The sequence below is a fragment of the Pseudomonas marincola genome, from assembly GCF_900116605.1.
GTDB lineage: Bacteria > Pseudomonadota > Gammaproteobacteria > Pseudomonadales > Pseudomonadaceae > Aquipseudomonas > Aquipseudomonas marincola.
Genome location: NZ_FPBC01000018.1, coordinates 13,346 through 35,938, shown reverse-complemented (window position 1 = coordinate 35,938; position 22,593 = coordinate 13,346). Strand labels below are relative to the sequence as shown.

The following is a 22,593-nucleotide window of genomic DNA, read 5'->3' as shown; positions in this document are numbered from 1 at the left end:
ATCACCGGGTGGCTTGAGGCTGCATTACTGCGATTTACGAACCCGCAGATACCATTCAGACAACAGCCGAACCTGTTTGTCGGTATAGCCGCGCTCGACCATGCGAGTGACGAAGTCGTTGTGTTTTTGCTGGTCCTCTTTGCTGGCCTTGGCGTTGAAGCTGATGACCGGAAGCAGATCCTCGGTGTTGGAGAACATCTTCTTCTCGATCACGACGCGCAGTTTCTCGTAGCTGAGCCAGGTTGGGTTCTTGCCATTGTTGTTGGCCCGCGCACGCAACACAAAGTTGACGATCTCGTTGCGGAAATCCTTGGGGTTGCTGATGCCGGCCGGCTTCTCGATTTTCTCCAGCTCTTCGTTGAGTGCTACGCGGTTGAGGATCTCGCCGGTTTCCGGGTCGCGGTATTCCTGATCCTGAATCCAGAAGTCGGCGTACAGCACATAGCGGTCGAAAATGTTCTGACCGTACTCGCTGTAAGACTCGAGGTAAGCGGTCTGGATTTCCTTGCCGATAAACTCGATATAGCGCGGCGCCAGGTATTCCTTGATAAAGCGCAGATAACGCTCGCGGGTCTCTGCCGGGAACTGCTCCTGCTCAATCTGCTGTTCAAGCACATACAGCAGGTGCACCGGGTTGGCGGCAACCTCGTGCGGGTCGAAGTTGAACACCTTGGACAGAATCTTGAAGGCGAAGCGTGTCGACAGGCCGTTCATGCCTTCATCAACGCCTGCTGTGTCCCGGTATTCCTGAATCGACTTGGCCTTCGGGTCGGTGTCCTTAAGGTTTTCACCGTCGTAGACGCGCATTTTCGAATAGATATTCGAGTTCTCAGGCTCTTTGAGCCGTGACAGTACGGAGAACTGCGCGAGCATTTTCAGGGTGTCTGGCGCGCAATGGGCGTTGGCCAGTGAGCTGTTGAGCAGCAACTTGTCGTAAATCTTGATCTCATCGCTGACGCGCAAGCAGTAAGGCACCTTGACGATGTAAATCCGGTCAATGAACGCCTCGTTGTTCTTGTTGTTACGGAAGCTGTGCCATTCGGATTCGTTGGAGTGCGCCAGCAAAATCCCGTTGTAGGGGATCGCGCCGAGGCCTTCGGTGCTGTTGTAGTTGCCTTCCTGAGTCGCGGTAAGTAGCGGGTGCAGGACCTTGATCGGCGCCTTGAACATCTCGACGAATTCCATCAGGCCCTGGTTGGCGCGGCACAGGGCGCCTGAATAGCTGTAGGCGTCCGCGTCGTTCTGCGGGAATTCTTCCAGCTTGCGGATATCAACCTTGCCGACCAGTGCCGAGATGTCCTGGTTGTTTTCATCGCCGGGCTCGGTTTTAGCCACGGCAATCTGCCGCAGAATCGAGGGGTAAAGTTTGACCACGCGGAACTGGCTGATGTCGCCGCCATACTCGCTCAGGCGCTTGGTGGCCCATGGCGACATGATGCTGCCCAGATAGCGCCGCGAAATACCGTATTCCTCTTCCAGAATGGCCCCGTCTTCGGCATCGCTGAACAGGCCGAGTGGCGACTCGAAAACCGGTGAATCCTTGATCGCGTAGAACGGCACTTTTTCCATCAGGTGCTTGAGCTTTTCAGCCAGCGAGGACTTACCGCCGCCTACCGGGCCCAGCAGATAGAGGATCTGTTTCTTTTCTTCGAGCCCTTGGGCGGCGTGGCGGAAGTAGGACACGATCTGATCAATGCACTCTTCCATGCCATGGAAGTCGGCGAAAGCCGGATAGCGGCGGATCACCTTGTTCGAGAAGATACGTGAAAGCCTGGGGTTGGCTGCCGTGTCGAGCAGCTCGGGCTCGCCTATTGCCAGTAACAACCGTTCAGCTGCCGAGGCATAAGCACTGCGATCCTGTTTGCACAGTTCGAGATATTCCTGCAGGGAATACTCTTCCTGGCGGGTCGCTTCGAAACGTTGTTGGAAGTGACTGAAAATGCTCATGACTTCACCTCGCTCGATGCAAAAGAGTTAGCAGGGATCGGTCGAACGGGCACGGATGGACGGCTGAGAAGTCAACCTAGGTAAATCCCCCGAAACACCTAAAAGTCGTACCGATGGCCCGGCTGCCGGCTTGCCGGCTCTACCTTATTTGGATGGCCTGAGATAAAGGATAGTTCGGAATTTGCGAGGGCAAGGCGATATGCGCAAATAGCTTGGCGCAGGAAGCCAGAAAGTGCGCGCAAGGCCCGATATGGCGGGCCTTGGCAGATGTAAAAAATTATTCGTCGGGGCTCTGGCGTGTGTCTTCAGGGTAAGTGGCGCGCCACAGCTCGAAGCCGCCATCAAGGCTGTAAACGTCAGTAAAACCCTGGCCAATCAGGTAGGCGGCAGCGCTTTGACTGGAGTTGCCGTGATAGCAGGAAACGATGAGCGGATGATCGAGATCGGCCTTGGCAATAAAGTCGACCAGCGAGTGGTTATCGAGGTGATGCGAGCCGGCGATATGGCCCATGTCGAAACTCTGCGGGTCGCGGATATCGACGACCACGGCGCCCTGCTGGCGAAGTGCTTGAGCTTGCTCGGGGGAAATTCGTTTGAAGTCGCTCATGCGGAGTCCTCATTGCAGTTGCAGCGGTGCATTTCGCCGCTGTCGATGTTCATCAGCGTCATGGCCGCGCCCCAGACGCAACCGGTGTCCAGGGCAAATACGTTGGGCTCGGTGCAGTTGCCCTCAAGTGCCGCCCAATGGCCGAAAATGATTTTCACATCACGGGTCTTGCGGCTCGGGTGACTGAACCAGGGGGCAAAACCGCTGGGGGCCGTATCCAGGCCCTCCTTGCTGACGAGGTCGAGCGTACCGTCGGCTTTGCAAAAGCGCATGCGGGTGAAGTAGTTGGTGATAACGCGCAGACGCTTGATGCCTTTCAGGTCGCCATCCCAGCAATCGGGCTGGTTGCCGTACATGCCATCGAGAAACACGGGCAGTCGGTTAGGGTCGCGCAGCACTTCTTCGACCTCTGCGGCGCGCTTGAGCGCCTTCTCCAGTGTCCATTGCGGAGCAATACCGGCATGCACCATGGCCATGTTGCGCTCGGCGTCGTAGTGCATGAGTTTCTGCTGACGCAGCCAGTCGAGCAACTCGTGCCGATCCGGCGCATCGAGAATTTCCTGCAGCGTGTCGTTCTTTTTCAGACGCTCGACGTTATGCGCAACCGCCAGCAAGTGCAGGTCATGATTACCCAGCACGCAGGTGACTGAGTCGCGCATCGCGTAGAGAAAGCGCAGAGTGCCGAGCGAGTCCGGGCCGCGGTTTATCAGGTCGCCGACCAGCCACAGCCGATCAACTTTCGGGTCGAACTTTACTCGCTCAAGCAAGCATTGCAGGGGTTTCAGGCAACCTTGCAGGTCGCCGACAGCATAGGTGGTCATCTCAGTGCAGTGATCCTGGTACGGCTAAGCGAAAGGGTGCAATCGGTGCGTCGAAGTTCGCGCCGTCTTCGCTGATCATCTTGTAGCTGCCCTGCATCGTGCCGACGCGCGTGGCCATTACGGTGCCGCTGCTGTAGGTGTAAGTCTCGCCTTGGGCAATCAGCGGCTGTTGGCCGATAACGCCGGCGCCACGGACTTCCTGCACCTTGCCGTTGCCGTCGGTAATCACCCAGTGACGCGACAGCAACTTGGCTGGCAACTCACCGTTGTTGGTGATGCTGACGGTGTAGGCGAAGGCAAAGCGCTCCTGCTCGGGCTGGGATTGCTCCGGTAGGAAGCGGGTTACGACGCTAACGTCGACCTGGTAGCGTGGATCAGACATAGGGATGACTCGCAAATTAGGGATCAGTGATCCGTCTCGGCACTGGCGACTGGTTGCTCGGCCAATTTATCAGCCAGGCGCACAAATGCAGCCAAGTCCAGTTGTTCGGGGCGCAGGCTGCCGTCAACGCCTGCGGCTTCGATCTCGCTAGCCGGCAACAGGGCTTTAAGCGTGTTGCGCAGGGTTTTGCGGCGCTGGTTGAAGGCTTCGCGTACCACGCGTTCGAGCAGCTTGTGATCCTTGGCCGGATGCGGCAGCACCTCATGCGGCGTAAGGCGCACGATGGCCGAGTCTACCTTGGGCGGCGGGTTGAACGCGCCGGGCCCGACGTTGAACAAATGTTCTACGCGGCAGTGGTACTGAACCATGATCGACAAACGGCCCCAATCGCCACCGCCTGGCCCTGCGGCCAGACGCTCGACCACTTCCTTTTGCAGCATGAAGTGCATGTCGCGAATCAGCGAGGCATTACTCAGCAGGTGAAAAATCAGTGGGGTGGAAATGTTGTAAGGCAGGTTGCCGACCACGCGCAGGCTGTTAGGCGCGGCGTTGAGACGGGCAAAGTCGAACTTGAGCGCATCACCCTGATTCAGCTTGAAGTTGCTGTGGTTGGCGAACTTGGCGTTGAGAATTGGCACCAGGTCTTTATCGAGCTCGATCACATCCAGTTGCGCGCCGCTGCTCAGCAGGCCTTCAGTGAGTGCGCCCTGACCCGGGCCGATTTCCAGCACATGCTCGCCTTCGCGGGCATGGATAGCGCGCAGGATGCGATGGATCACGCCGGCATCATGCAGGAAGTTCTGACCAAAGCGCTTGCGCGCCTTGTGTTGGTATTGTTCAGACATACAGCAGCTCCAAGCTTCAAGCCGCAAGCTTAAAGCGAAAACAAAGAGATGCAGTTTAACAGTGATGGGGCAAAAAGTAGCTGCGTACAGCAGCAATCGTGGCGTTAAGCCTGACTGGCTGCCATGGCGAAGGCATTTTGCAGGGCGACTTGCAGGCTGCCGGTGTCGATATTGCCGCTGCCGGCGAGGTCCAGCGCTGTGCCGTGATCGACCGAGGTGCGGATAATCGGCAGACCGAGGGTGATATTCACCGCAGCGCCAAAGCCTTTGAACTTGAGCACGGGCAAGCCCTGATCGTGATACATCGCCAAGACGGCGTCGCAATGGTCGAGGTGCTTGGGGGTGAAGAGCGTGTCGGCGGGCAGCGGGCCGATCAGGTTGATGCCCTCAGCGCGCAGTTGCTCAAGCGTTGGCTCGATCACGTCGATTTCTTCGTGGCCAAGATGGCCGCCTTCACCGGCGTGCGGATTGAGGCCGCAAACCAGAATTTTCGGCTGGCTGATACCGAACTTGTCGCGCAAATCGTTGTGCAGAATGCGCGTCACCCGGCTTAAGCGTTCAGGTGTTATGGCATCTGCTACATCTTTGAGTGGCAGGTGAGTGGTCACCAAGGCGACCCGCAAACCGTGGGTCGCAAGCATCATCACGACCTGTTCGGTGTTTGTCAGTTCGGCCAGAAACTCGGTATGGCCGGAAAAGCTTACGCCGCCTTCGTTGATGACGCCTTTATGCACCGGCGCGGTAATCATCCCGGCGAAATGCCCGTCCATGCAGCCTTGGCCCGCACGGGTCAGGGTTTCAAGGACATAAGCAGCGTTTGCAGGGTTGAGCTGGCCAGCGGTAACGGGCGCGCCGAGCGGGGTGTCCCACACGTATTGGCTGCCAGCAGGCGCCGGTTGCTTGGGAAACGTGTCGGGGGTGACGCTGATGAGCTGGATATTCAGGCCCAGCAGCTGTGCGCGCTGGGCGAGCAGGGCGCAGCTGGCAATCGCGATGATTGGCTGCGCCTGTTGCTCGCGGGCCAGCAGCAGGCATAGGTCTGGACCTATACCTGCGGGCTCGCCCGGTGTGAGGGCAAAGGGTTTGCTGCTCACAGCTTGGTTTCTACGTAGGCCTCGTCGCGGATCTGACGCAGCCAGGTTTGCAGTTCTTCGTCGTACTTACGGTTACGCAGGATGTTCATCGCTTGCTGCTCGCGGAACTTCTCGCTGTTGTCCGTGGCGCGACGACCCATAACCTGCAGAATGTGCCAGCCAAAACTGGTTCTGAATGGCTTGGACACTTCACCGCTCGGCGTGCTGTTCATAACCGCCTGGAACTCCGGAACCAGTACCTTCGGGTCGATCCAGTTCAGCGAGCCGCCATTAAGGGCAGAGCCTGGGTCTTCCGAGAAGTTTTTCGCCAGTTCGGCAAAGTCTTCGCCTGCGGCAATGCGGTCATACAGACGCTGGGCCAGACGCTGGCTTTCGGAATCGCTGCGGATTTCGCTGGGCTTGATCAGGATATGGCGAACATTAACTTCTTCGCTGACCTGAGCGCCGCCGCCACGTTTTTCTTGCAGCTTGATGATGATAAAACCACCTGGCGTACGTACAGGCTCGGTCACCTCACCTGCCGACATCGTGCTGAGCATGGTGTCGAATGGCGGTGGCAGCTGACCGGCTTTACGCCAGCCCATTTCGCCGCCTTCCAGCGCGCTTTCACTCGCCGAGCGGGCAATCGCCATCTGCGCGAAATCGGCGCCTTGCTTGAGCTGGCTGTAAATATCTTGAGCCTGTTTGGCTGCTGTCTGGATCGCGTCCGAGGAAGCACCTTCCTGAACCGGAATCAGGATGTTGGCCAGGCGATATTCTTCCGAAAGCTGCATCTTGCCCAGGTCGGAGGCGAGGAAGTTCTTCACTTCCTGATCGCTCACCTGAATACGCTCACCCACGCGGCGCTGACGTACGCGGCTGATGATCATTTCGCGGCGTACCTGATCGCGGGCATCTTCATAAGACAGGCCGTCACGGGTCAGGGCTGCCTTGAACTGAGCAGGGGTCATGTTGTTGCGCTGGGCAATCGTACCGATTGCCTGATTGAGTTCTTCGTCGCCGATACGAATACCGGAGCGATCACCAATCTGCAGCTGCAGGTTTTCCAGAATCAGACGCTCGAGCACCTGATTTTGCAGGACGTCATCAGGCGGCACGGCCGCACCGCGCTTGGCGATGGTTTGCTGAACTTCACGCAGGCGTGAGTTGAGCTGGCTTTGCATGATGACATCGTTGTCCACGATGGCGACGACCCGGTCCAGCGGCTGAACTTCAGCGTGTGCCATAGAGCCAATAAGTACTGCGCCCAGCATCAGGGGGCGCAGGCAATCAGAAAGCTTCATCTTCACGTTTACGATAACCTTGAATGCCGTTATTCAGGAACGAACTTGCGGATTTACCAGTAACGCCGCCGAGGCCTTTAAGCGTTACTTCCAGGAAGATCCCGCGATCAGGATCGTCGTTCAAGTCTGGGTTGAGGCTGACTTCGTCGTAGTTGATCCAGTAACGATCGATTACGCGTACTTTCCAGCAGCAGCTGTCGTACTCAAGGCCGCCAAAGGCTTCGAGTGTACGGTTGCGGCCGTAGTCATACTGCCAGCGTGAGATCAGACTCCATTGCTGAACGATCGGCCAGACCACCGAGAAGTCGTGCTGGCTGATCTTGTAGTAATCCTTGATGTAGTTGGCGCTGCCAGGAACACCGTAATCGCCGCCGCCGACAACCCACTGACCAGTGCTCTGGTCGTAGCGGACGGTGTCGTTGCGATAGCGATAACCGGCGTTGATGATCTTGCCCGGATTATCTTCAGGCTGATAATGGAACATGGTGCTGCCGGAACGGGTTCTGCGAGCATCCGGGTCCCAGTTGAAGTCCGAGTCCAGGCGCCAGTCGCGGTTGAACCGGTAAGAGTGCTCAAGTGCAATCGGTGACACCGAGGACTGCGCATCGTCACGGGTTTTGTAATCGATACCTGGCAGCTGAACCTTGCGGTCTTCGAAGTAAACGGCCTGGCCGATGCTCAGACGCTGACGCTCAAAGCCGTTGTCTTCGATCCAGCGGTTGGTTACGCCAAACGAGAGTTTGTTCTCGTCACCGATCCGGTCTTTACCTGTGAAACGATTTTCGCGAAACAGCGAGTTGTAGCTGAAGGTGGTTTCGCTGGTGTCGAATACCGGAATATCGTCTTGATCTTCCTCGGGCACATACAGGTAGTACATGCGCGGCTCGAGCGTCTGGCGGAAGTTGGTGCCGAACCACTGAGTGTCACGGTCGAAGTACAGGCCGCTGTCGACACTGAACATGCCAACGCCACGATCAGGGGCATCGTCAAATGAGCCTGCGCCTCCGGCGAGTTGCGCTTTGCCGATAGAGTCCAGATCGAGGTCATAGTTGGTGTACAGGTACTTCAACTGCGGTTTGACGAAGCCCCAGCTCCAGTCGAGCGGCAGGCTGACAGCGGGCTCGAGGTGCATACGAGTACCGTTCGCACGCGCAAGGCCGGTCACGTTGTTGTCGTACCAAGGCTGCTCGACGACGCCATCTTCATTGATGTAGTCGCCGCTGCGCAGATCCCGGTCAAAGCGAACCAGTTCAGCGCCATAGCTCATGTTCAGACCCGAAGGCTGAAACGGCAGCTGGCCATCAATTGTGATCTGCGGAAGGCGATCGTATGGGGTGATGTCGGTGATATTCGCCAGCTCATAGGCGTGAGCATTGAGCTTCGCGACATATGAATCGCCGCGATAGGTCAGGGTGCCGCGCTGGTTGATAAAGTCCGGCGTATCAATACCCAGATCGGTATCCAGGTCCTGGAAATAGTACGGGTCGCTGATGTCTGTGTAATCGACTTCAGCAGTCAGGCGTGAGTTCAGGCCTTCCTTGTGCTGCCAGCTGTACAACCAGCGAGTGTCCTTGGAGTCGGACTGCAGGTCGCGATCGTCATTCTTGTCATTCAGAATGGCCGCGCCGACCTGGCCTTCGCCGGTTTTGCTCAGGTAGCGGAACTCGCCTTCCAGATGCAAGCCACGGTCACCCATGTAGGTCGGGTACAGCGTGGCGTCATAGTTGGGCGCAAGGTTGAAGTAGTAAGGCGTTTCCAGCGTCAGGCCGTTACTGCTCGATGAGCTGATTGACGGCGTCAGGAAACCTGACTGGCGACGATCGTCGATCGGGAAGTAAATATATGGCGTGTAGAACACCGGGAAGTCTTTGACGCGCAAGGTCACGTTGGTCGCCGAACCAAAGCCAGTCACCGGGTTGAGGGTGATGTTGTTACCCTTCAGGTGCCAGTCGTTGCTGTTCGGTTCGCAGCGGGTGAACGTGCCGTCTTTAAGACGAATAATCGAGGTCTGCTCACGTTTTGCATAGAGTGCATTACCGCGCGCCTGACCTTCGTGCATCACATATTCGGCGTTATCAATCTGCGCTTCACCGTTATCCAGCTGCAGCTCAGCATGATCGCCAACAATCAGCGCGCCTTTGTCGCGCAAGCGCACGTTGCCATCGAGTACGCCGCGATTTTCGGCTTGCAGCAGGCTGGCTTCATTGGCCTCAACCTGCATGCTCGACTGGCGAAGAACGACATCACCCGCCAGGGTCGCTTTCTGAGTCTCTTGCTCGTAACGCGACGCTTTCGCCGAGACGAACAGTGGCGCCTCATTCATTGGCGTGGTGTCATCCATGCCTGGGCGTTCGGGCTCAACGTAAGCACCGGAACAATATGGCGCTGTCTCGGCAAGCTGCTCCGGCGTCAACTTTTCGCGCGGAACCCAGTCAAGATGGCTATAGTCGGCGCTGCGAGAGGCCAGACCCAAGCCTTGCGCTTCGGTAACCTGCTTGGTCGTGTTGAGCTTTTTCGCCGGTTTGCTGCTCGTTGCGGCAACTGCAGCACCGGCTGCGACCGGAGCGGCAACATTGGTTGCGCTGGTGTCAGCCTCAGGTGTACTGCGAGCAGGGCGCGCCGGTAATTCGACGTTGCTGGTCTTGGGCGCACACGCCCAGCCACCGCTCGGAGAAACGCCGCAGTCGAACTGTTCGGCTGCAACAACAAATTGACTCGCCATAGGTTGAAGAGCCAACAGGCTGCCTGTGACGAGAAGTGGGAATTTTTTACGTACCGCGGGAGTTTTAACTGCCATCTTGTTTTTCCGGGCTTCCTGCGTGTCATATGCCCGGAGGCTACACGCCTCTCGATGGGCTTTAAAAGATGCTGGATAATAAAGCATGACCCGCGCAACGGCTAGCGCCGTCGGAGACCCTTAGTGATGTATGAAAACGATGAACGCCTGCAACTCCTTGATAATTGGCTTAATCAGGTGCTGCCAAAACTATTTTCAGAGCAGGGTTGGGGCGCTGTTCCGGACGCCACATTAACCTCTGCGAGCAGCGATGCGAGCTTTCGCCGCTATTTTCGCTGGCAAGGCGCCGGGCGCACTTTGATTGTCATGGATGCGCCGCCACCGCAGGAAGATTGCCGTCCTTTTGTGAAAATGGCGGCTCTGCTGGCGACTGCCGGACTCAATGTGCCGAAAATTTTGGCCGAAGATTTACAGCAAGGCTTTTTGTTGCTTAACGATCTGGGCAGCAAAACGTATCTGGATGTGATTGATGCGGGCAATGCAGACGCCTTGTTCGCTGATGCCATCGACGCACTGCTGGCATTGCAAAAACTGCCAATGGACACTCCCTTGCCGAGCTACGACGAGGCGTTGCTGCTGCGTGAGCTGCAACTGTTTCCTGAGTGGTATGTGCAGCGGCATCTGGGCATCACCTTCAGCGCCGAGCAACAGGCCAAATGGCAGCGGGTCTGTGGGCTGCTGATAAGCAGTGCGCTTGATCAGCCAAAAGTGCTGGTCCATCGCGATTTTATGCCGCGCAATCTGATGATCAGCGAGACGAATCCGGGCGTGCTTGATTTTCAGGATGCGGTGTATGGGCCAGTCACCTATGACGTGACATGCCTGTTCAAGGACGCCTTCCTCAGTTGGCCGGAGCCGCAAGTGCACGCCTGGCTTGAAGGCTATTGGCAGCAGGCGCGGGCAGCCGGTTTGCCGGTGCAGCCGGACTTCAACCAGTTTATGCGCGCCAGCGATCTGATGGGCGTGCAGCGTCACCTCAAGGTCATTGGTATCTTCGCGCGCATTTGTCATCGCGATGGCAAGCCCAAGTATCTGGCGGATGTGCCGCGTTTCTTCGCCTATATAGCTGCAGTGCTTGCGCGTCGGCCCGAACTTGCCGAGTTGGCTGAGCTGATCGAAGAGTTACAGGGCGTGGCGGGTGAGCAGGCATGAAAGCCATGATTCTGGCCGCGGGCAAGGGTGAGCGGCTGCGTCCGTTGACCTTGCATACGCCTAAACCGCTGGTTCGCGCTGCGGGTGTGCCGCTGATCGAGTACCACATTCGCGCGCTAGCCGCCGCTGGCTTCACTGAACTGGTAATTAACCATGCCTGGCTGGGTGCCCAGATCGAGGCGTATTTGGGGGATGGTGAACAGTTCGGCGTCAGCATCGTCTACTCCGCTGAAGGTGAGCCGCTGGAAACCGGCGGCGGCATATTCCGTGCGTTGCCGCTGCTGGGTGATCAACCGTTTCTGGTGGTCAATGGCGATATCTTCACTGATTATCCATTCGCCGAGCTGCGCAAAGCCCATGAAGGTCTTGCGCACTTGGTCTTGGTCGACAATCCGGCTCATCACCAGACGGGTGACTTCTGCCTGAGTGAAGGCTTGCTGACGGATGCTCCTGCATTGGCCAATACTGCTGCTGATCGCTACACCTACAGTGGTATCGCGGTGCTTGATCCGGCCTTATTCAAGAACTGCACAGCGGGCGCTTTCAAGCTTGCGCCCTTGTTGCGCGAAGCCATGAGTCGCGGGCAGGTCAGTGGTGAGCTGCATAAGGGTTGCTGGGTCGATGTCGGCACTTTCGAGCGGCTAGCTGAGGTTGAGCAACTACTGGCGGCGGAGGCTTGAATTGATCTTCCCGATTACCGCAATCGGCGCACTGGCGGGGTTCGCAGCAGCGAGTATTCCGGGCGCGCTGCTGGGCGGTTTGCTGGGCCAGATCATCGACCGCCGTTTGCAGTTGGCGAGCTGGTCGGCTCTGCTTGAGCGTTTTCAGCGCCCGGCCATAGCCGATGATCCCTACGTGTTATTCGTCATGCTGGGGCGAATGGCCAAGTGCGAAGGGCGGGTGCTCGATGCGCATATTCAGCAGGCGCGGGCGGAGATGCGTCGTCTGGGTTTCGATGAGCCAAGTCGAATGCGTGCGATCGAAGCCTTTGCTCGCGGTAAAACAGGCACGGACAGCCTGCGCTCCCCACTGCAGCGTCAGCGTGCCAATGCCGACAGCCTGCTGCGCGCCTGTTGGCGCATGGCCTGGGCGGACGGGCGCATTAGCCGACCCGAGCGCGAGCTGATAATGCTTTGGGGTAAATGGTTAGGCGTGCCGGCTGCCGAGCAGGAAGCCATTAGCGCCAATCATGCACCCAAGGCGGCAACTCAGCCTCTGGCTAGCGGTGGTTATCAGGGCGCTTTGCGCATTATCGGCGTCAGCGATGACAGTGATCCGGCGCAGATTAAACGTGCTTACCGGCTGCTGCTCAGCAAGCACCATCCCGACAAGCTTGCCGGTCGTGGTGCCAGTGCCGAGCAAGTTCGCGAGGCCACCGAGAAGACCCGCGAATTGCATCAGGCTTACCGCGTTATTCGCCAGCGCCGCGGCTTCTAGGGAATCAGCACTCCGGCAATCGCTGCTATTTCTCCAACCAGCCGCGGACACGCCGGTAGAGTTGCTCCTGCTCATCATGCAGGTTGCCCGGCAGTGCATTGAGGGCAATTTGCTCGTAGCCTGATTCAGCCTGGCGTTTGCTGGCCATCAAGCGCTCGTGCAGTTGCTTGTTGCTTGCAGCCGTCGAGCGGTAGAAAACGTCCAGCGTGGCAGTCTTGTTTTCAGTCAGTAAGGCTTCAAGTTGGCTTGAAGCAAATTCTGGCGCCTGCGCGGATATTGCAACTATCCGCTGTATGTCCTTGGCCGGGCGCTCGCTGATATAGCGCGCTGCCCAGTACGCGCCGGTGCCCTGACCCAGCAATGCGATGGTTCGGGGTTTGTGTTGGCGCACATATTCAAGGCCTGCGCCTATTCGCGCAAAGATCCGTTGCTCATGCTGCTTGCGCAGTTCCTCTGCATCCGGCGTGTTCGCAACTTCGGCTGGCGTGTCAGCTTCAGTGCTGGGCTCTGATGGCGTTTCGGCTGCGGCCTCTGCCGGCTGCCCAGCTGCTTTTTCATCTTCAGTTGCTGTCTCGGCTGCGGCGTCAGGGGCTGGCTTTTCTGGTGTCGGCGTGACGATCGGGACTGTGCTGAGTGGGTCTGGAAGCGTCAGGCTAAGCGTATGCCAGCCGTTGTCTGGCAGCTTGCGCCTTAGTGGTCCGACGGTTTGCGGCCAGTCGGCGCTTTCGTTGTCGCCTGGAATCAGAATCACCGCGCCGCGCGGTTGCGCACTGTTGGCTTCGAGCCAGAGCGCCAGAAACTGCTCATCACCCGCCTGCAGGTGTTGCACCTGCTTTGGGTCGACCTGCCGTTCAAGGGCCGTCGCCTCCACTTGGCTGCGCGCGGTCAGTGGCTCGCGAGGCGCGACGGTTTGCTCGCTGGCTTTATTTTCCGGCGCGGCGGGCTCGGCGTCCTCGGCAAGTGCGGGCAGGCTGAGCATCAGGCTGAGTCCAATTATGGGCAGGGCTATAGCGGTAGGGCGCATTCAACAACTCCGGCGGGCAACATCAACGCCAAGACTAGCGGTAATCGCAGCAGTTTGTCTGCGCCGCAATGCCAGCCAAAGCAAGGTTGGGGCTGCTACAATAGCGGCCTTCCGTGAAAGCCACTGAGGTGAGCCATGCAACCCTTCGCCATCGCCCCGTCGATTCTGTCCGCTGACTTTGCTCGTTTGGGCGAGGAAGTCGATAACGTACTCGCGTCCGGCGCCGATATTGTTCACTTTGATGTGATGGACAATCATTACGTCCCCAACCTGACCATCGGCCCGATGGTGTGCTCGGCGTTGCGTAAATATGGCATCACCGCACCGATTGATGCGCATCTCATGGTCAAGCCAGTCGATCGCATGATTGGTGACTTCGCCGAAGCGGGCGCCACTTACATCACTTTCCACCCTGAAGCGTCCGAGCACGTTGACCGTTCGCTGCAACTGATTCGTGCGGCTGGCTGCAAGGCTGGCCTGGTGTTTAATCCGGCGACTTCGCTGGAAGTGCTCAAGTACGTCATGGATAAAGTCGACATGATTCTGCTGATGAGCGTGAACCCCGGGTTTGGCGGGCAGAAGTTCATCCCGGCCACCCTCGGCAAACTGCGCGAAGCACGTGCGCTGATCACCGAAAGTGGCCGCGACATCCGTCTCGAAATCGATGGCGGGGTCAATGTACAGAACATCCGTGAAATCGCCGAAGCCGGTGCGGATACCTTTGTCGCGGGCTCGGCGATCTTCAATCAACCGGATTACCGTCAGGTGATTGATGCCATGCGTGCAGAGCTTGCGCAGGTGCAGCGCTAATGGCGTTGCGTCAACTGTTCAATGGCCAGTTGCCGGAACTGGTGATGTTCGATCTGGATGGCACGCTGATCGACTCGGTTCCGGATCTGGCGGCGGCAGTCGATAAAGCGCTGGTGCAACTGGGGCGTGAGCCTGCTGGTGTTGAGCGCGTGCGTGACTGGATCGGCAATGGCGCCAAGGTGTTGATGCGCCGCGCGTTGGCCGGCGGTATCGAGCATCAGCACATTAGCCTTGCTGACGAGCAGCAAGCGCTGGAGTTGTTTATGCAGGCCTATGCTGACAGCCATGAGTTGACCACGGTTTACCCTGGCGTCAGTGAAGTGCTGGAATGGTTGCAGGAGCAGGGAGTCGCGATGGCAATCGTGACCAACAAGCCCGAGCGTTTTGTGGCGCCGTTGCTGGATGAACTGGGCCTTGGCAGCTATTTCCGCTGGATTGTCGGGGGTGATACTTTGCCCCAGCAAAAGCCCAATCCGGCAGCCTTGCTGCATGTCATGCACATGGCCAATGTAACGCCAGAACGGGCGCTGTTCATTGGTGACTCGCGCAACGATGTGCAAGCCGCCAAAGCCGCGCAGGTTGCCTGTGTGGCGCTCAATTACGGCTACAACCATGGCCGCCCAATCAGTGAAGAGAACCCGGCCCGGGTGCTGGATAATCTGCGCGAACTTCTGCCGGCCTAACCGCGCTGGCGCCAAGGCAAGAGGGCACTGAGTCGGATTTTTTCGCAAAGTGCCAGCAACCTCTTGCCCGGAGCCGTGTCGGCGGGTTGATTAGCGCAAGCGGCTGCGCTAGTGTTGCTGCACTTTATTGCCCGTCTAAGAGATCCCTCCGTGGTGGTTACCTGCAAACTCTGGCTCGAACGAGCCGGGATGAAAATCATCAAGGCACTGGCCCGTTGGCGCTGGCGCCTCTGACCTGATATTGGCCGCTTAGCCGGCGCGTTTGCACTCGACCGTTAAACCTCAAGCCACGAGGCTGATCATGATCCGCGAAGAATTCCTGCGTTTAGCCGCTGCCGGCTATAACCGTATCCCTGTTGCATACGAAACCATTGCTGACTTCGACACCCCGCTGTCTATCTACCTGAAGCTTGCCGATGAGGCGAACACCTACTTGCTCGAGTCCGTTCAGGGCGGCGAGAAGTGGGGGCGTTATTCCATCATCGGCCTGCCGGCGCGTACGGTATTGCGCGCTTATGACCACACTGTGATCGTCAGCATCGACGGCGTTGAGACCGAGCGCCACGAGTGTGAAGATCCGCTGGCGTTCGTCGAGTCGTTCAAAGAACGCTATAAAGTGCCGACTCTGCCGGGCTTGCCGCGCTTCAATGGCGGGCTGGTTGGCTACTTCGGTTACGACAGTGTGCGTTATGTAGAAAAGCGCCTAGCCGTTTGCCCGAATCCAGATCCGCTGGGCAATCCGGATATCCTGCTGATGGTTTCCGATGCGGTCGTGGTGTTCGACAACCTCGCAGGCAAGATGCATGCAATCGTGCTCGCCGACCCGGCGCATGCCGACGGTTATGAGCAGGCGCAGGCGCATCTTCAAGAAATTCTGCAGAAATTGCGCCAGCCGATTGCCCCGCGTCTTGGGGTGGACTTGAATGCTCCGGTAGGTGCTGAGCCCGCGTTCCGCTCAAGCTTCAGTCAGGAAGACTACGAGCGCGCAGTCGATACCATCAAGGAATACATTCTGGCGGGCGACTGCATGCAAGTCGTGCCTTCGCAGCGCATGTCGATTGACTTCAAGGCGGCGCCGATTGATCTGTATCGGGCGCTGCGCTGCATCAACCCGACGCCTTATATGTACTTCTTCAACTTTGGCGATTTCCATGTCGTTGGCAGCTCGCCGGAAGTGCTGGTGCGCGTTGAAGATAACCTGATCACTGTGCGTCCTATCGCCGGCACACGCCCACGTGGGGCGAATGAAGAGGCTGATCTTGCCCTCGAAGAAGACTTGCTCTCGGACGCCAAAGAGATTGCTGAACACCTGATGCTGATTGACCTGGGCCGCAACGACGTCGGTCGGGTCTCCGCAACGGGCAGCGTCAAGCTGACCGAGAAAATGGTCATTGAGCGCTACTCCAACGTCATGCACATCGTCTCCAACGTCACCGGCCAATTAAAGCCGGGGCTGACGGCGATGGATGCACTGCGGGCCATTTTGCCAGCGGGCACGTTGTCGGGTGCGCCGAAAATTCGCGCAATGGAAATCATTGACCAGCTGGAGCCCGTTAAGCGTGGCGTCTACGGCGGTGCAGTGGGTTACATGGCCTGGAATGGCAACATGGACACGGCCATTGCGATTCGCACTGCGGTTATTAAAAACGGTGAGCTACACGTGCAAGCGGGTGGCGGTATTGTCGCCGACTCGGTGCCTGCACTTGAGTGGGAAGAGACGCTGAACAAGCGTCGTGCCATGTTCCGCGCGGTTGCGCTAGCCGAACAATCCACTCACTGAGGAGCCCGTCATGTTACTGATGATCGATAATTACGACTCCTTCACCTACAACGTGGTGCAGTACCTCGGTGAGCTGGGTGAAGACGTCAAAGTAGTACGCAACGATGAATTGACCGTGGCCGATATCGAAGCCCTGAACCCAGAGCGTATCGTGGTTTCGCCGGGGCCGTGCACGCCGAATGAGGCGGGTATTTCGCTGGAAGTGATCAAGCATTTCGCCGGTAAACTGCCACTGCTCGGCGTATGCCTGGGGCATCAGAGTATCGGCCAGGCTTTTGGTGGCGATGTGGTGCGTGCGCGTCAGGTCATGCACGGCAAGACCAGCCCGGTTTATCACCATGATCAGGGCGTATTCAACGGCTTGAACAATCCGCTGACCGTGACCCGTTACCATTCTCTGGTGGTCAAACGTGAAACCTTGCCCGATTGCCTTGAGCTGACCGCATGGACTCAGCATGAAGACGGCTCGGTGGATGAAATCATGGGCTTGCGTCACAAGACCCTGAATGTTGAGGGCGTGCAGTTCCACCCCGAGTCGATTCTGACCGAGCAAGGCCACGAACTGTTTGCCAACTTCCTCAAGCAACAAGGAGGTATGCGCGCATGAATATCAAGGAAGCGCTGAATCGTGTGGTTAACCAGCTCGACCTGAGCACCGAAGAAATGCAGGACGTCATGCGTGAAATCATGACCGGCCAATGCACCGATGCCCAAATAGGTGCATTCCTTATGGGCATGCGCATGAAGAGCGAGACCATCGACGAAATCGTCGGTGCGGTTTCGGTGATGCGCGAGTTGGCGCATCACGTCGAGCTGCCAACCCTTGAGCATGTGGTTGATGTGGTGGGGACCGGCGGTGATGGCGCCAATATCTTCAACGTCTCCACTGCCGCCTCGTTTGTTGTTGCGGCGGCGGGCGGCAAGGTTGCCAAACACGGTAACCGCGCCGTTTCGGGCAAGAGCGGCAGCGCCGACTTGCTGGAGTCGGCCGGTATTTACCTGAACCTGCAACCTGAGCAAGTCGCGCGTTGCATCGACAGCGTCGGCGTCGGTTTCATGTTTGCTCAGGTGCACCATAAAGCCATGAAGTATGCGGCAGGCCCGCGTCGCGAACTCGGCTTGCGTACTCTGTTCAACATGCTTGGCCCGCTGACCAATCCGGCTGGCGTCAAGCATCAGGTTGTAGGCGTATTCAGCCAGGCCCTGTGCCGGCCATTGGCTGAGGTGCTCAAGCGTCTGGGCAGTAAACACATTTTGGTGGTGCATTCGCGTGATGGCCTCGATGAGTTCAGTCTGGCCGCCGCAACACATGTGGCCGAACTCAAAGATGGCGAGGTTCGTGAGTACCAGGTATTGCCGGAAGATGTTGGCCTGCAGAGCCAGAGCCTGATCGGGTTGTCTGTCGACAGCCCGGCGGCTTCGCTGGATCTGGTGCTGGACGCACTCGGCAAGCGTAAAACCGAGGCCGGACAGAAGGCTGCCGAAATGATTATTCTAAATGCGGGTGCAGCGCTGTACGCGGCTGACTTGGCGGCTACTCTGAAAGAGGGCGTAGCCCGAGCGCATGATGCGCTACACACCGGACTGGCCCGCGAGAAGCTGGAAGAGTTGGTGTCGTTTACCACTGTTTTCAAACAGGAGAATGAAGGTTGAGCTTGCCAACTGTTCTGGAGAAGATTCTTGCGCGCAAGGCCGAGGAAGTCGCTGCCCGCCGTGCCGTAACAAGTATGGCGGAGCTTGAGACACAGGCGCGAAACGCTGATGCGCCGCGTGGTTTTGCCCGTGCACTGGAAACCCAAATCGCACAGAAGCAAGCGGCGGTCATTGCCGAGGTGAAGAAGGCGTCGCCAAGCAAAGGTGTATTGCGCGAGGATTTTGACCCCGCTGAAATCGCCCGCAGCTATGAAGCCGGTGGTGCGACCTGTTTGTCGGTACTCACCGATATCGACTTCTTTCAAGGCTCAGATGCGTACTTGCAGCAAGCGCGTAACGCCTGCTCGCTGCCGGTTATCCGTAAAGACTTCATGATTGATCCGTATCAGATCATCGAGTCCCGGGCGTTGGGTGCCGACTGCGTACTGCTGATCGTCTCGGCCTTGGATGATGTTCGCATGGCCGAACTGGCTGCAGCCGCCAAAAGCGTCGATCTGGATGTATTGGTTGAAGTGCACGACAGCGATGAGCTGGAGCGCGCACTCAATGTGCTCGACACGCCTCTTATTGGCATCAACAACCGTAATCTGCATACCTTTGAGGTCAGCCTCGACACCACGCTCGACCTGATTACCCGGGTGCCGCAGGATCGTCATGTTGTCACTGAGAGCGGAATTCTCAATCGGGCTGATGTCGAGCTGATGGAAATCAACGACGTTTACGCGTTCTTGGTCGGCGAAGTGTTCATGCGCGCCGAGAACCCAGGTTCGGAGCTGGAGAAACTGTTCTTCCCAACGCGCAAGCGTGTGGCCTACAGCCCCGATGTTGACTAAATCGCAGGCATAAAAAAACCGGCATCGATGCCGGTTTTTTTATGCCTGGTACTCAGCGTGTGCCAAATACCACCATGGTCTTGCCTTTGACGTTGACCAGACCCTGTTCCTCAAGCGACTTGAGAACCCGGCCGACCATCTCGCGTGAGCAACCGACAATGCGGCCAATCTCCTGACGAGTGATCTTGATCTGCATGCCATCCGGATGCGTCATCGCATCAGGTTGTTTGCACAGATCGAGCAGGGTGCGTGCAACGCGACCCGTCACATCAAGGAAGGCCAGATCACCGACCTTACGAGTTGTGGCGCGCAAGCGTTCAGCCATCTGGCTGCCAAGTGCGTAAAGGATGTCTGGATCTTGTTCCGTCAATTCACGGAATTTGGTGTAGCTGAGTTCTGCAACTTCGCATTCCGTTTTAGCTCTTACCCAAGCGCTGCGTTCCTTTTCAGCGCCCACTTTATCAAATAGACCCATCTCACCGAAGAAGTCTCCGCTGTTGAGATAGGCGATGATCATCTCGCGCCCGTCGTCATCTTCAATGAGGATGGTGACAGAGCCTTTGACGATAAAGAATAGAGTCTCGCTACGATCACCTGCATAGATAATCGTGCTCTTTGCCGTATAACGACGGCGATGGCAATGTGCCAAGATCTTATCGAGATTCTTTATTTTAGGTGTAAGGGTTATAGCGACCATTCCCGAGTCCCGAATTAAAAAATTTATGCCTGTGCGACAGACGCTTTCTTATTAGTAATCGCATTCAGTGTGCCAGTAATCCGGCGTCATCTTAACAGGCAGAGTGTTGCGAGATAATGTTTTGCGACCTGGATAACACCTTATTTGCAACTTCTCGGCTATTTCGACGGAACTTATCCCAGACTTGCCTGTGATAAGCTGCTGGCCCTTTTTCTAGCGGAGGCTTGCAAATGAAAGCGCGCATTCAATGGGCCGGAGACGCCCTGTTTATAGGCGAGTCGGGCAGTGGCCACGCGGTTGTAATGGATGGCCCGCCAGAGAGTGGTGGACGTAATCTGGGCGTGCGTCCGATGGAAATGGTGTTGATCGGCTTGGGCGGCTGCAGCAACTTTGATGTAGTCAGTATCCTAAAAAAATCGCGACAAGCGGTAGAAAGCTGTGAGGCTTTTCTTGAGGCTGAGCGTGCAAGCGAAGAGCCAAAAGTGTTCACCAAGATCCATTTACACTTCGTGGTTAAAGGTCGCGGCTTGAAAGAAGCGCAAGTTAAGCGGGCCGTTGAGCTGTCAGCAGAGAAGTACTGCTCGGCCTCGATAATGCTCGGCCGTGGCGGTGTTGAAATTACCCACGATTATGAGATCGTCGAATTGGGTTAAATCCAATCTAAAGACAAGTGTTTTCCGGGATAAACCAGTGTTCCTGGTTTATCCCGGAGTAAGTCCATTCTGGCTGCAACAGCCAAAATGTTTGCCACTGCAATCCCTTTATCATTTGTATGCTGCATGCTCTAGCGGGCATGGGCATCAATCTGCATAATGGCGCCCCTTTTGAGCGCAGCCGCGCTCTTGGAACCAATAACCAAAATCGCAATGCGAAGAGGTGTAAACCGTCCTACGCAACCGGGTACATCACGGTTGACGGGCATGCTCGACCACGCGGCGTTGCCGCTTATAAAGAGAGTTCTACAACGGTGAAAAGCAAACTCAAGCTCCATGGGTTCAATAACCTGACCAAGACCTTGAGCTTCAACATCTATGACATCTGCTACGCGGAAACGCCGGAAGACCAGCAGGCTTATGTTCAGTACATCGACCAGGAATACGATGCTGAGCGCCTGACGCAGATTCTCACTGATGTTGTAGACATTATCGGTGCCAACATCCTCAACATCGCTCGTCAGGATTACGACCCCCAAGGGGCCAGTGTTACCATCCTGATTTCCGAGCAGCCGGTTGAGCCAACAGAAAGCCAGATTGAGGAGTCGCCTGGTCCGTTACCAGAGACTATTCTCGCGCACCTGGATAAAAGCCACATCACCGTCCATACCTATCCGGAAATCCATCCGGTAGATGGAATTGCGACCTTCCGTGTCGATATCGACGTGTCGACCTGTGGCGTGATTTCGCCGCTGAAAGCACTTAACTATCTGATTCATCAGTTTGACTCGGATATCGTCACCGTTGACTACCGTGTGCGCGGTTTCACCCGTGATGTTGAAGGCCACAAGCACTTCATTGATCACGAGATCAATTCCATTCAGAACTATCTGTCCGAAGACACGCAGTCGGCGTATCAAATGACCGACGTTAACGTGTATCAGGAGAACCTGTTTCACACCAAAATGCTGCTTAAAGAGTTCGACCTCGACAACTACCTGTTCGGCGATGCGACCAGCAGCCTGACGCCTGAACAGCGCCAACTGGTTGAAGACCGTGTCCGCCATGAGATGCTCGAGATTTTCTACGCGCGCAACCTCTGGAAGTAATTGCAGCAGCATAAAAAACCCGCTTCGGCGGGTTTTTTTGTGGTCATGAATAACTCAGGTTGACGGCCAGCAGCCTTGGAGCGATCAGTCTTCAATCACTTGGCGCGAGTTGAGCGGTTTTATCGGGCGGTGGTTGTCGGCGTATAGCTGCTGAAATGCCTTGATCTGTGCGGCGGACATCTCAATCGGTTGCTCGAATAAAACCCACTGTACGCCCTCGGTACATGGCGGTGTTGTCAGCGAGCCGGTATACAGCAAATGCTTGCTATTGCTCGGCAATATAGCCGCGAGGTCAGGTGCCAGTGGCTCGCTGATGTCGAACGCCTGACCGGCTTTTTGTGGCAGCATTTTCCACAGGTGATCCAGTTCAGTGTTGGCTTCACCTTGTTTGATCATCACCGCCATTACCAGCAGTCGTCCGTCTTCAGCCTGATTGACCAGGTGCATTTCCATCGGGAAATTCTTGTCATTGAACTGGTGTTCGCTCGGCGTATGAAAATGGAACTGCACAAGGTTGTAGCTACTGCCTTTGAACGTCAGGGAGTTGCCTGGTTGCAGGTTGGCCTGGATTGAGTGGCTGTTATTGACCAACTGCAGCGCGCTGCGTTGGTAGTTGATGGTCAGGTCTTTGGCTAAGCCGGGTTGATGCGCAAGCTTGTGTAGATCTACATCCACGGGTGATTGCGCCTCCCCAGCAAGACAAGCCTCGCTGCCACCTGTCGGGTCTATGTTTGCCCAATGCTCTGGTGCGTTTTGGCCTGCGTAGCTCCAGCCGTTGGCGAGCGCATGAACAGGCATCGCGATAAGCAGTGCGATGAATAGTTTCTGCTGAATATGTTTTACAGACACGTTGAAACTCCCTGTAATAATTAACAGGGGCGATGGTAGAGAGTTTGCCGGGGGCAGGGCGGGCTGTAACAGTTGCGCGGAAAAAGACTACAAGAAAATACGAGGTTTCAGGACGGGCTCAGGCAGTCCTGAGCCCG

At 56.9% G+C, this 22,593-nt stretch carries 22 protein-coding genes and 1 pseudogene; 12 read left to right on the top strand and 11 right to left on the bottom strand.

What is annotated here, in order from left to right:
• Positions 1-24: 24 nt before the first annotated feature.
• The 8 genes from BM395_RS21025 to BM395_RS20990 all read right to left on the bottom strand — a co-directional run bounded on the left by BM395_RS21025 (position 25) and on the right by BM395_RS20990 (position 9,776).
• Positions 25-1,947: a PrkA family serine protein kinase gene (locus tag BM395_RS21025; protein ID WP_069902607.1), complete on the bottom strand. Its 1,923-nt coding sequence runs from the start codon at positions 1,945-1,947 to the stop codon at positions 25-27.
• A gap of 277 nt (positions 1,948-2,224) precedes the next feature.
• On the bottom strand, positions 2,225-2,554 hold the full coding sequence (gene glpE / locus BM395_RS21020; RefSeq protein WP_069902608.1) for a thiosulfate sulfurtransferase GlpE: 330 nt from the start codon (positions 2,552-2,554) through the stop codon (positions 2,225-2,227).
• Complete coding sequence (locus BM395_RS21015) at positions 2,551-3,375, bottom strand: symmetrical bis(5'-nucleosyl)-tetraphosphatase (RefSeq protein ID WP_090515420.1); 825 nt, start codon at positions 3,373-3,375, stop codon at positions 2,551-2,553. Before BM395_RS21015 ends, glpE begins: the two co-directional genes overlap by 4 nt.
• Position 3,376: 1 nt before the next feature.
• Positions 3,377-3,757, bottom strand: a complete 381-nt coding sequence (gene apaG / locus BM395_RS21010) for a Co2+/Mg2+ efflux protein ApaG (protein ID WP_069902610.1) — start codon at positions 3,755-3,757, stop codon at positions 3,377-3,379.
• 23 nt (positions 3,758-3,780) lie between these two features.
• On the bottom strand, positions 3,781-4,602 hold the full coding sequence (gene rsmA / locus BM395_RS21005) for a 16S rRNA (adenine(1518)-N(6)/adenine(1519)-N(6))-dimethyltransferase RsmA (protein ID WP_069902611.1): 822 nt from the start codon (positions 4,600-4,602) through the stop codon (positions 3,781-3,783).
• Positions 4,603-4,706: 104 nt separating this feature from the next.
• Complete coding sequence (gene pdxA, locus BM395_RS21000) at positions 4,707-5,696, bottom strand: 4-hydroxythreonine-4-phosphate dehydrogenase PdxA (RefSeq protein ID WP_090515418.1); 990 nt, start codon at positions 5,694-5,696, stop codon at positions 4,707-4,709.
• On the bottom strand, positions 5,693-6,985 hold the full coding sequence (locus BM395_RS20995) for a peptidylprolyl isomerase (protein ID WP_090515416.1): 1,293 nt from the start codon (positions 6,983-6,985) through the stop codon (positions 5,693-5,695). The genes pdxA and BM395_RS20995 overlap by 4 nt, the downstream gene beginning before the upstream one ends.
• Entirely contained in the window at positions 6,966-9,776 is a 2,811-nt protein-coding gene (locus tag BM395_RS20990; RefSeq protein WP_090515414.1) for an LPS-assembly protein LptD, read from the bottom strand. Before BM395_RS20990 ends, BM395_RS20995 begins: the two co-directional genes overlap by 20 nt.
• A gap of 126 nt (positions 9,777-9,902) precedes the next feature.
• Here BM395_RS20990 and BM395_RS20985 point away from each other — a divergent pair, with 126 nt between their 5' ends.
• The 3 genes from BM395_RS20985 to BM395_RS20975 are packed head-to-tail and all read left to right on the top strand — an operon-like array spanning position 9,903 to position 12,365.
• On the top strand, positions 9,903-10,928 hold the full coding sequence (locus tag BM395_RS20985) for an aminoglycoside phosphotransferase family protein (RefSeq protein WP_090515411.1): 1,026 nt from the start codon (positions 9,903-9,905) through the stop codon (positions 10,926-10,928).
• On the top strand, positions 10,925-11,608 hold the full coding sequence (gene murU, locus BM395_RS20980; RefSeq protein WP_090515409.1) for an N-acetylmuramate alpha-1-phosphate uridylyltransferase MurU: 684 nt from the start codon (positions 10,925-10,927) through the stop codon (positions 11,606-11,608). The genes BM395_RS20985 and murU overlap by 4 nt, the downstream gene beginning before the upstream one ends.
• 1 nt (position 11,609) lies before the next feature.
• Complete coding sequence (locus tag BM395_RS20975) at positions 11,610-12,365, top strand: DnaJ domain-containing protein (protein WP_090515407.1); 756 nt, start codon at positions 11,610-11,612, stop codon at positions 12,363-12,365.
• 25 nt (positions 12,366-12,390) lie between these two features.
• On the opposite strand, the gene BM395_RS20970 is transcribed toward BM395_RS20975, so the two are convergent.
• Positions 12,391-13,389 (bottom strand): alpha/beta hydrolase family protein, encoded by a 999-nt coding sequence (locus tag BM395_RS20970; RefSeq protein ID WP_090515404.1) that lies wholly within the window; start codon positions 13,387-13,389, stop codon positions 12,391-12,393.
• Between the two features lie 135 nt (positions 13,390-13,524).
• Between BM395_RS20970 and rpe the strand changes: the two genes are divergently transcribed.
• From rpe to trpC, 7 genes and pseudogenes are all read left to right on the top strand, one after another.
• Positions 13,525-14,199, top strand: coding sequence for a ribulose-phosphate 3-epimerase (gene rpe / locus BM395_RS20965; RefSeq protein ID WP_090515402.1), 675 nt, complete (start codon positions 13,525-13,527; stop codon positions 14,197-14,199).
• A complete protein-coding gene (locus BM395_RS20960; protein WP_090515400.1) occupies positions 14,199-14,882 on the top strand; it encodes a phosphoglycolate phosphatase in 684 nt (227 codons plus the stop codon). Before rpe ends, BM395_RS20960 begins: the two co-directional genes overlap by 1 nt.
• A 131-nt stretch (positions 14,883-15,013) precedes the next feature.
• Positions 15,014-15,116, top strand: a pseudogene (locus tag BM395_RS23910) (phosphoglycolate phosphatase); the annotation flags it as partial.
• Positions 15,117-15,183: 67 nt separating this feature from the next.
• Complete coding sequence (trpE, locus tag BM395_RS20955) at positions 15,184-16,662, top strand: anthranilate synthase component I (protein ID WP_090515398.1); 1,479 nt, start codon at positions 15,184-15,186, stop codon at positions 16,660-16,662.
• 10 nt (positions 16,663-16,672) lie between these two features.
• Complete coding sequence (locus BM395_RS20950; protein ID WP_069902622.1) at positions 16,673-17,269, top strand: aminodeoxychorismate/anthranilate synthase component II; 597 nt, start codon at positions 16,673-16,675, stop codon at positions 17,267-17,269.
• A complete protein-coding gene (gene trpD, locus BM395_RS20945) occupies positions 17,266-18,315 on the top strand; it encodes an anthranilate phosphoribosyltransferase (RefSeq protein ID WP_069902623.1) in 1,050 nt (349 codons plus the stop codon). Before BM395_RS20950 ends, trpD begins: the two co-directional genes overlap by 4 nt.
• Positions 18,312-19,148, top strand: coding sequence for an indole-3-glycerol phosphate synthase TrpC (trpC, locus tag BM395_RS20940; RefSeq protein ID WP_090515396.1), 837 nt, complete (start codon positions 18,312-18,314; stop codon positions 19,146-19,148). The genes trpD and trpC overlap by 4 nt, the downstream gene beginning before the upstream one ends.
• Positions 19,149-19,200: 52 nt before the next feature.
• Here the strand turns inward: trpC and crp are convergent, their stop codons facing one another.
• A complete protein-coding gene (gene crp, locus BM395_RS20935) occupies positions 19,201-19,845 on the bottom strand; it encodes a cAMP-activated global transcriptional regulator CRP (protein ID WP_069902625.1) in 645 nt (214 codons plus the stop codon).
• 230 nt (positions 19,846-20,075) lie between these two features.
• Between crp and BM395_RS20930 the strand changes: the two genes are divergently transcribed.
• Complete coding sequence (locus tag BM395_RS20930) at positions 20,076-20,498, top strand: OsmC family protein (RefSeq protein ID WP_069902626.1); 423 nt, start codon at positions 20,076-20,078, stop codon at positions 20,496-20,498.
• A gap of 314 nt (positions 20,499-20,812) precedes the next feature.
• A complete protein-coding gene (speD, locus tag BM395_RS20925) occupies positions 20,813-21,607 on the top strand; it encodes an adenosylmethionine decarboxylase (RefSeq protein ID WP_069902627.1) in 795 nt (264 codons plus the stop codon).
• Between the two features lie 84 nt (positions 21,608-21,691).
• Here speD and BM395_RS20920 read toward each other — a convergent pair whose 3' ends face one another.
• The gene (locus BM395_RS20920) at positions 21,692-22,456 is read right to left on the bottom strand and encodes a carbonic anhydrase (protein ID WP_090515394.1); all 765 of its coding nucleotides are present in this window, start codon (positions 22,454-22,456) and stop codon (positions 21,692-21,694) included.
• Positions 22,457-22,593 lie beyond the last annotated feature (137 nt).

Coding starts and splice junctions, on each gene's coding strand:
- BM395_RS21025 (WP_069902607.1), bottom strand. CDS start 1,947: ATGAGCATTTTCAGTCACTTCCAACAACGTTTCGAAGCGACCCGCCAG.
- glpE (WP_069902608.1), bottom strand. CDS start 2,554: ATGAGCGACTTCAAACGAATTTCCCCCGAGCAAGCTCAAGCACTTCGC.
- BM395_RS21015 (WP_090515420.1), bottom strand. CDS start 3,375: ATGACCACCTATGCTGTCGGCGACCTGCAAGGTTGCCTGAAACCCCTG.
- apaG (WP_069902610.1), bottom strand. CDS start 3,757: ATGTCTGATCCACGCTACCAGGTCGACGTTAGCGTCGTAACCCGCTTC.
- rsmA (WP_069902611.1), bottom strand. CDS start 4,602: ATGTCTGAACAATACCAACACAAGGCGCGCAAGCGCTTTGGTCAGAAC.
- BM395_RS20990 (WP_090515414.1), bottom strand. CDS start 9,776: ATGGCAGTTAAAACTCCCGCGGTACGTAAAAAATTCCCACTTCTCGTC.
- BM395_RS20985 (WP_090515411.1), top strand. CDS start 9,903: ATGTATGAAAACGATGAACGCCTGCAACTCCTTGATAATTGGCTTAAT.
- murU (WP_090515409.1), top strand. CDS start 10,925: ATGAAAGCCATGATTCTGGCCGCGGGCAAGGGTGAGCGGCTGCGTCCG.
- BM395_RS20970 (WP_090515404.1), bottom strand. CDS start 13,389: ATGCGCCCTACCGCTATAGCCCTGCCCATAATTGGACTCAGCCTGATG.
- rpe (WP_090515402.1), top strand. CDS start 13,525: ATGCAACCCTTCGCCATCGCCCCGTCGATTCTGTCCGCTGACTTTGCT.
- BM395_RS20960 (WP_090515400.1), top strand. CDS start 14,199: ATGGCGTTGCGTCAACTGTTCAATGGCCAGTTGCCGGAACTGGTGATG.
- trpE (WP_090515398.1), top strand. CDS start 15,184: ATGATCCGCGAAGAATTCCTGCGTTTAGCCGCTGCCGGCTATAACCGT.
- BM395_RS20950 (WP_069902622.1), top strand. CDS start 16,673: ATGTTACTGATGATCGATAATTACGACTCCTTCACCTACAACGTGGTG.
- trpD (WP_069902623.1), top strand. CDS start 17,266: ATGAATATCAAGGAAGCGCTGAATCGTGTGGTTAACCAGCTCGACCTG.
- crp (WP_069902625.1), bottom strand. CDS start 19,845: ATGGTCGCTATAACCCTTACACCTAAAATAAAGAATCTCGATAAGATC.
- BM395_RS20930 (WP_069902626.1), top strand. CDS start 20,076: ATGAAAGCGCGCATTCAATGGGCCGGAGACGCCCTGTTTATAGGCGAG.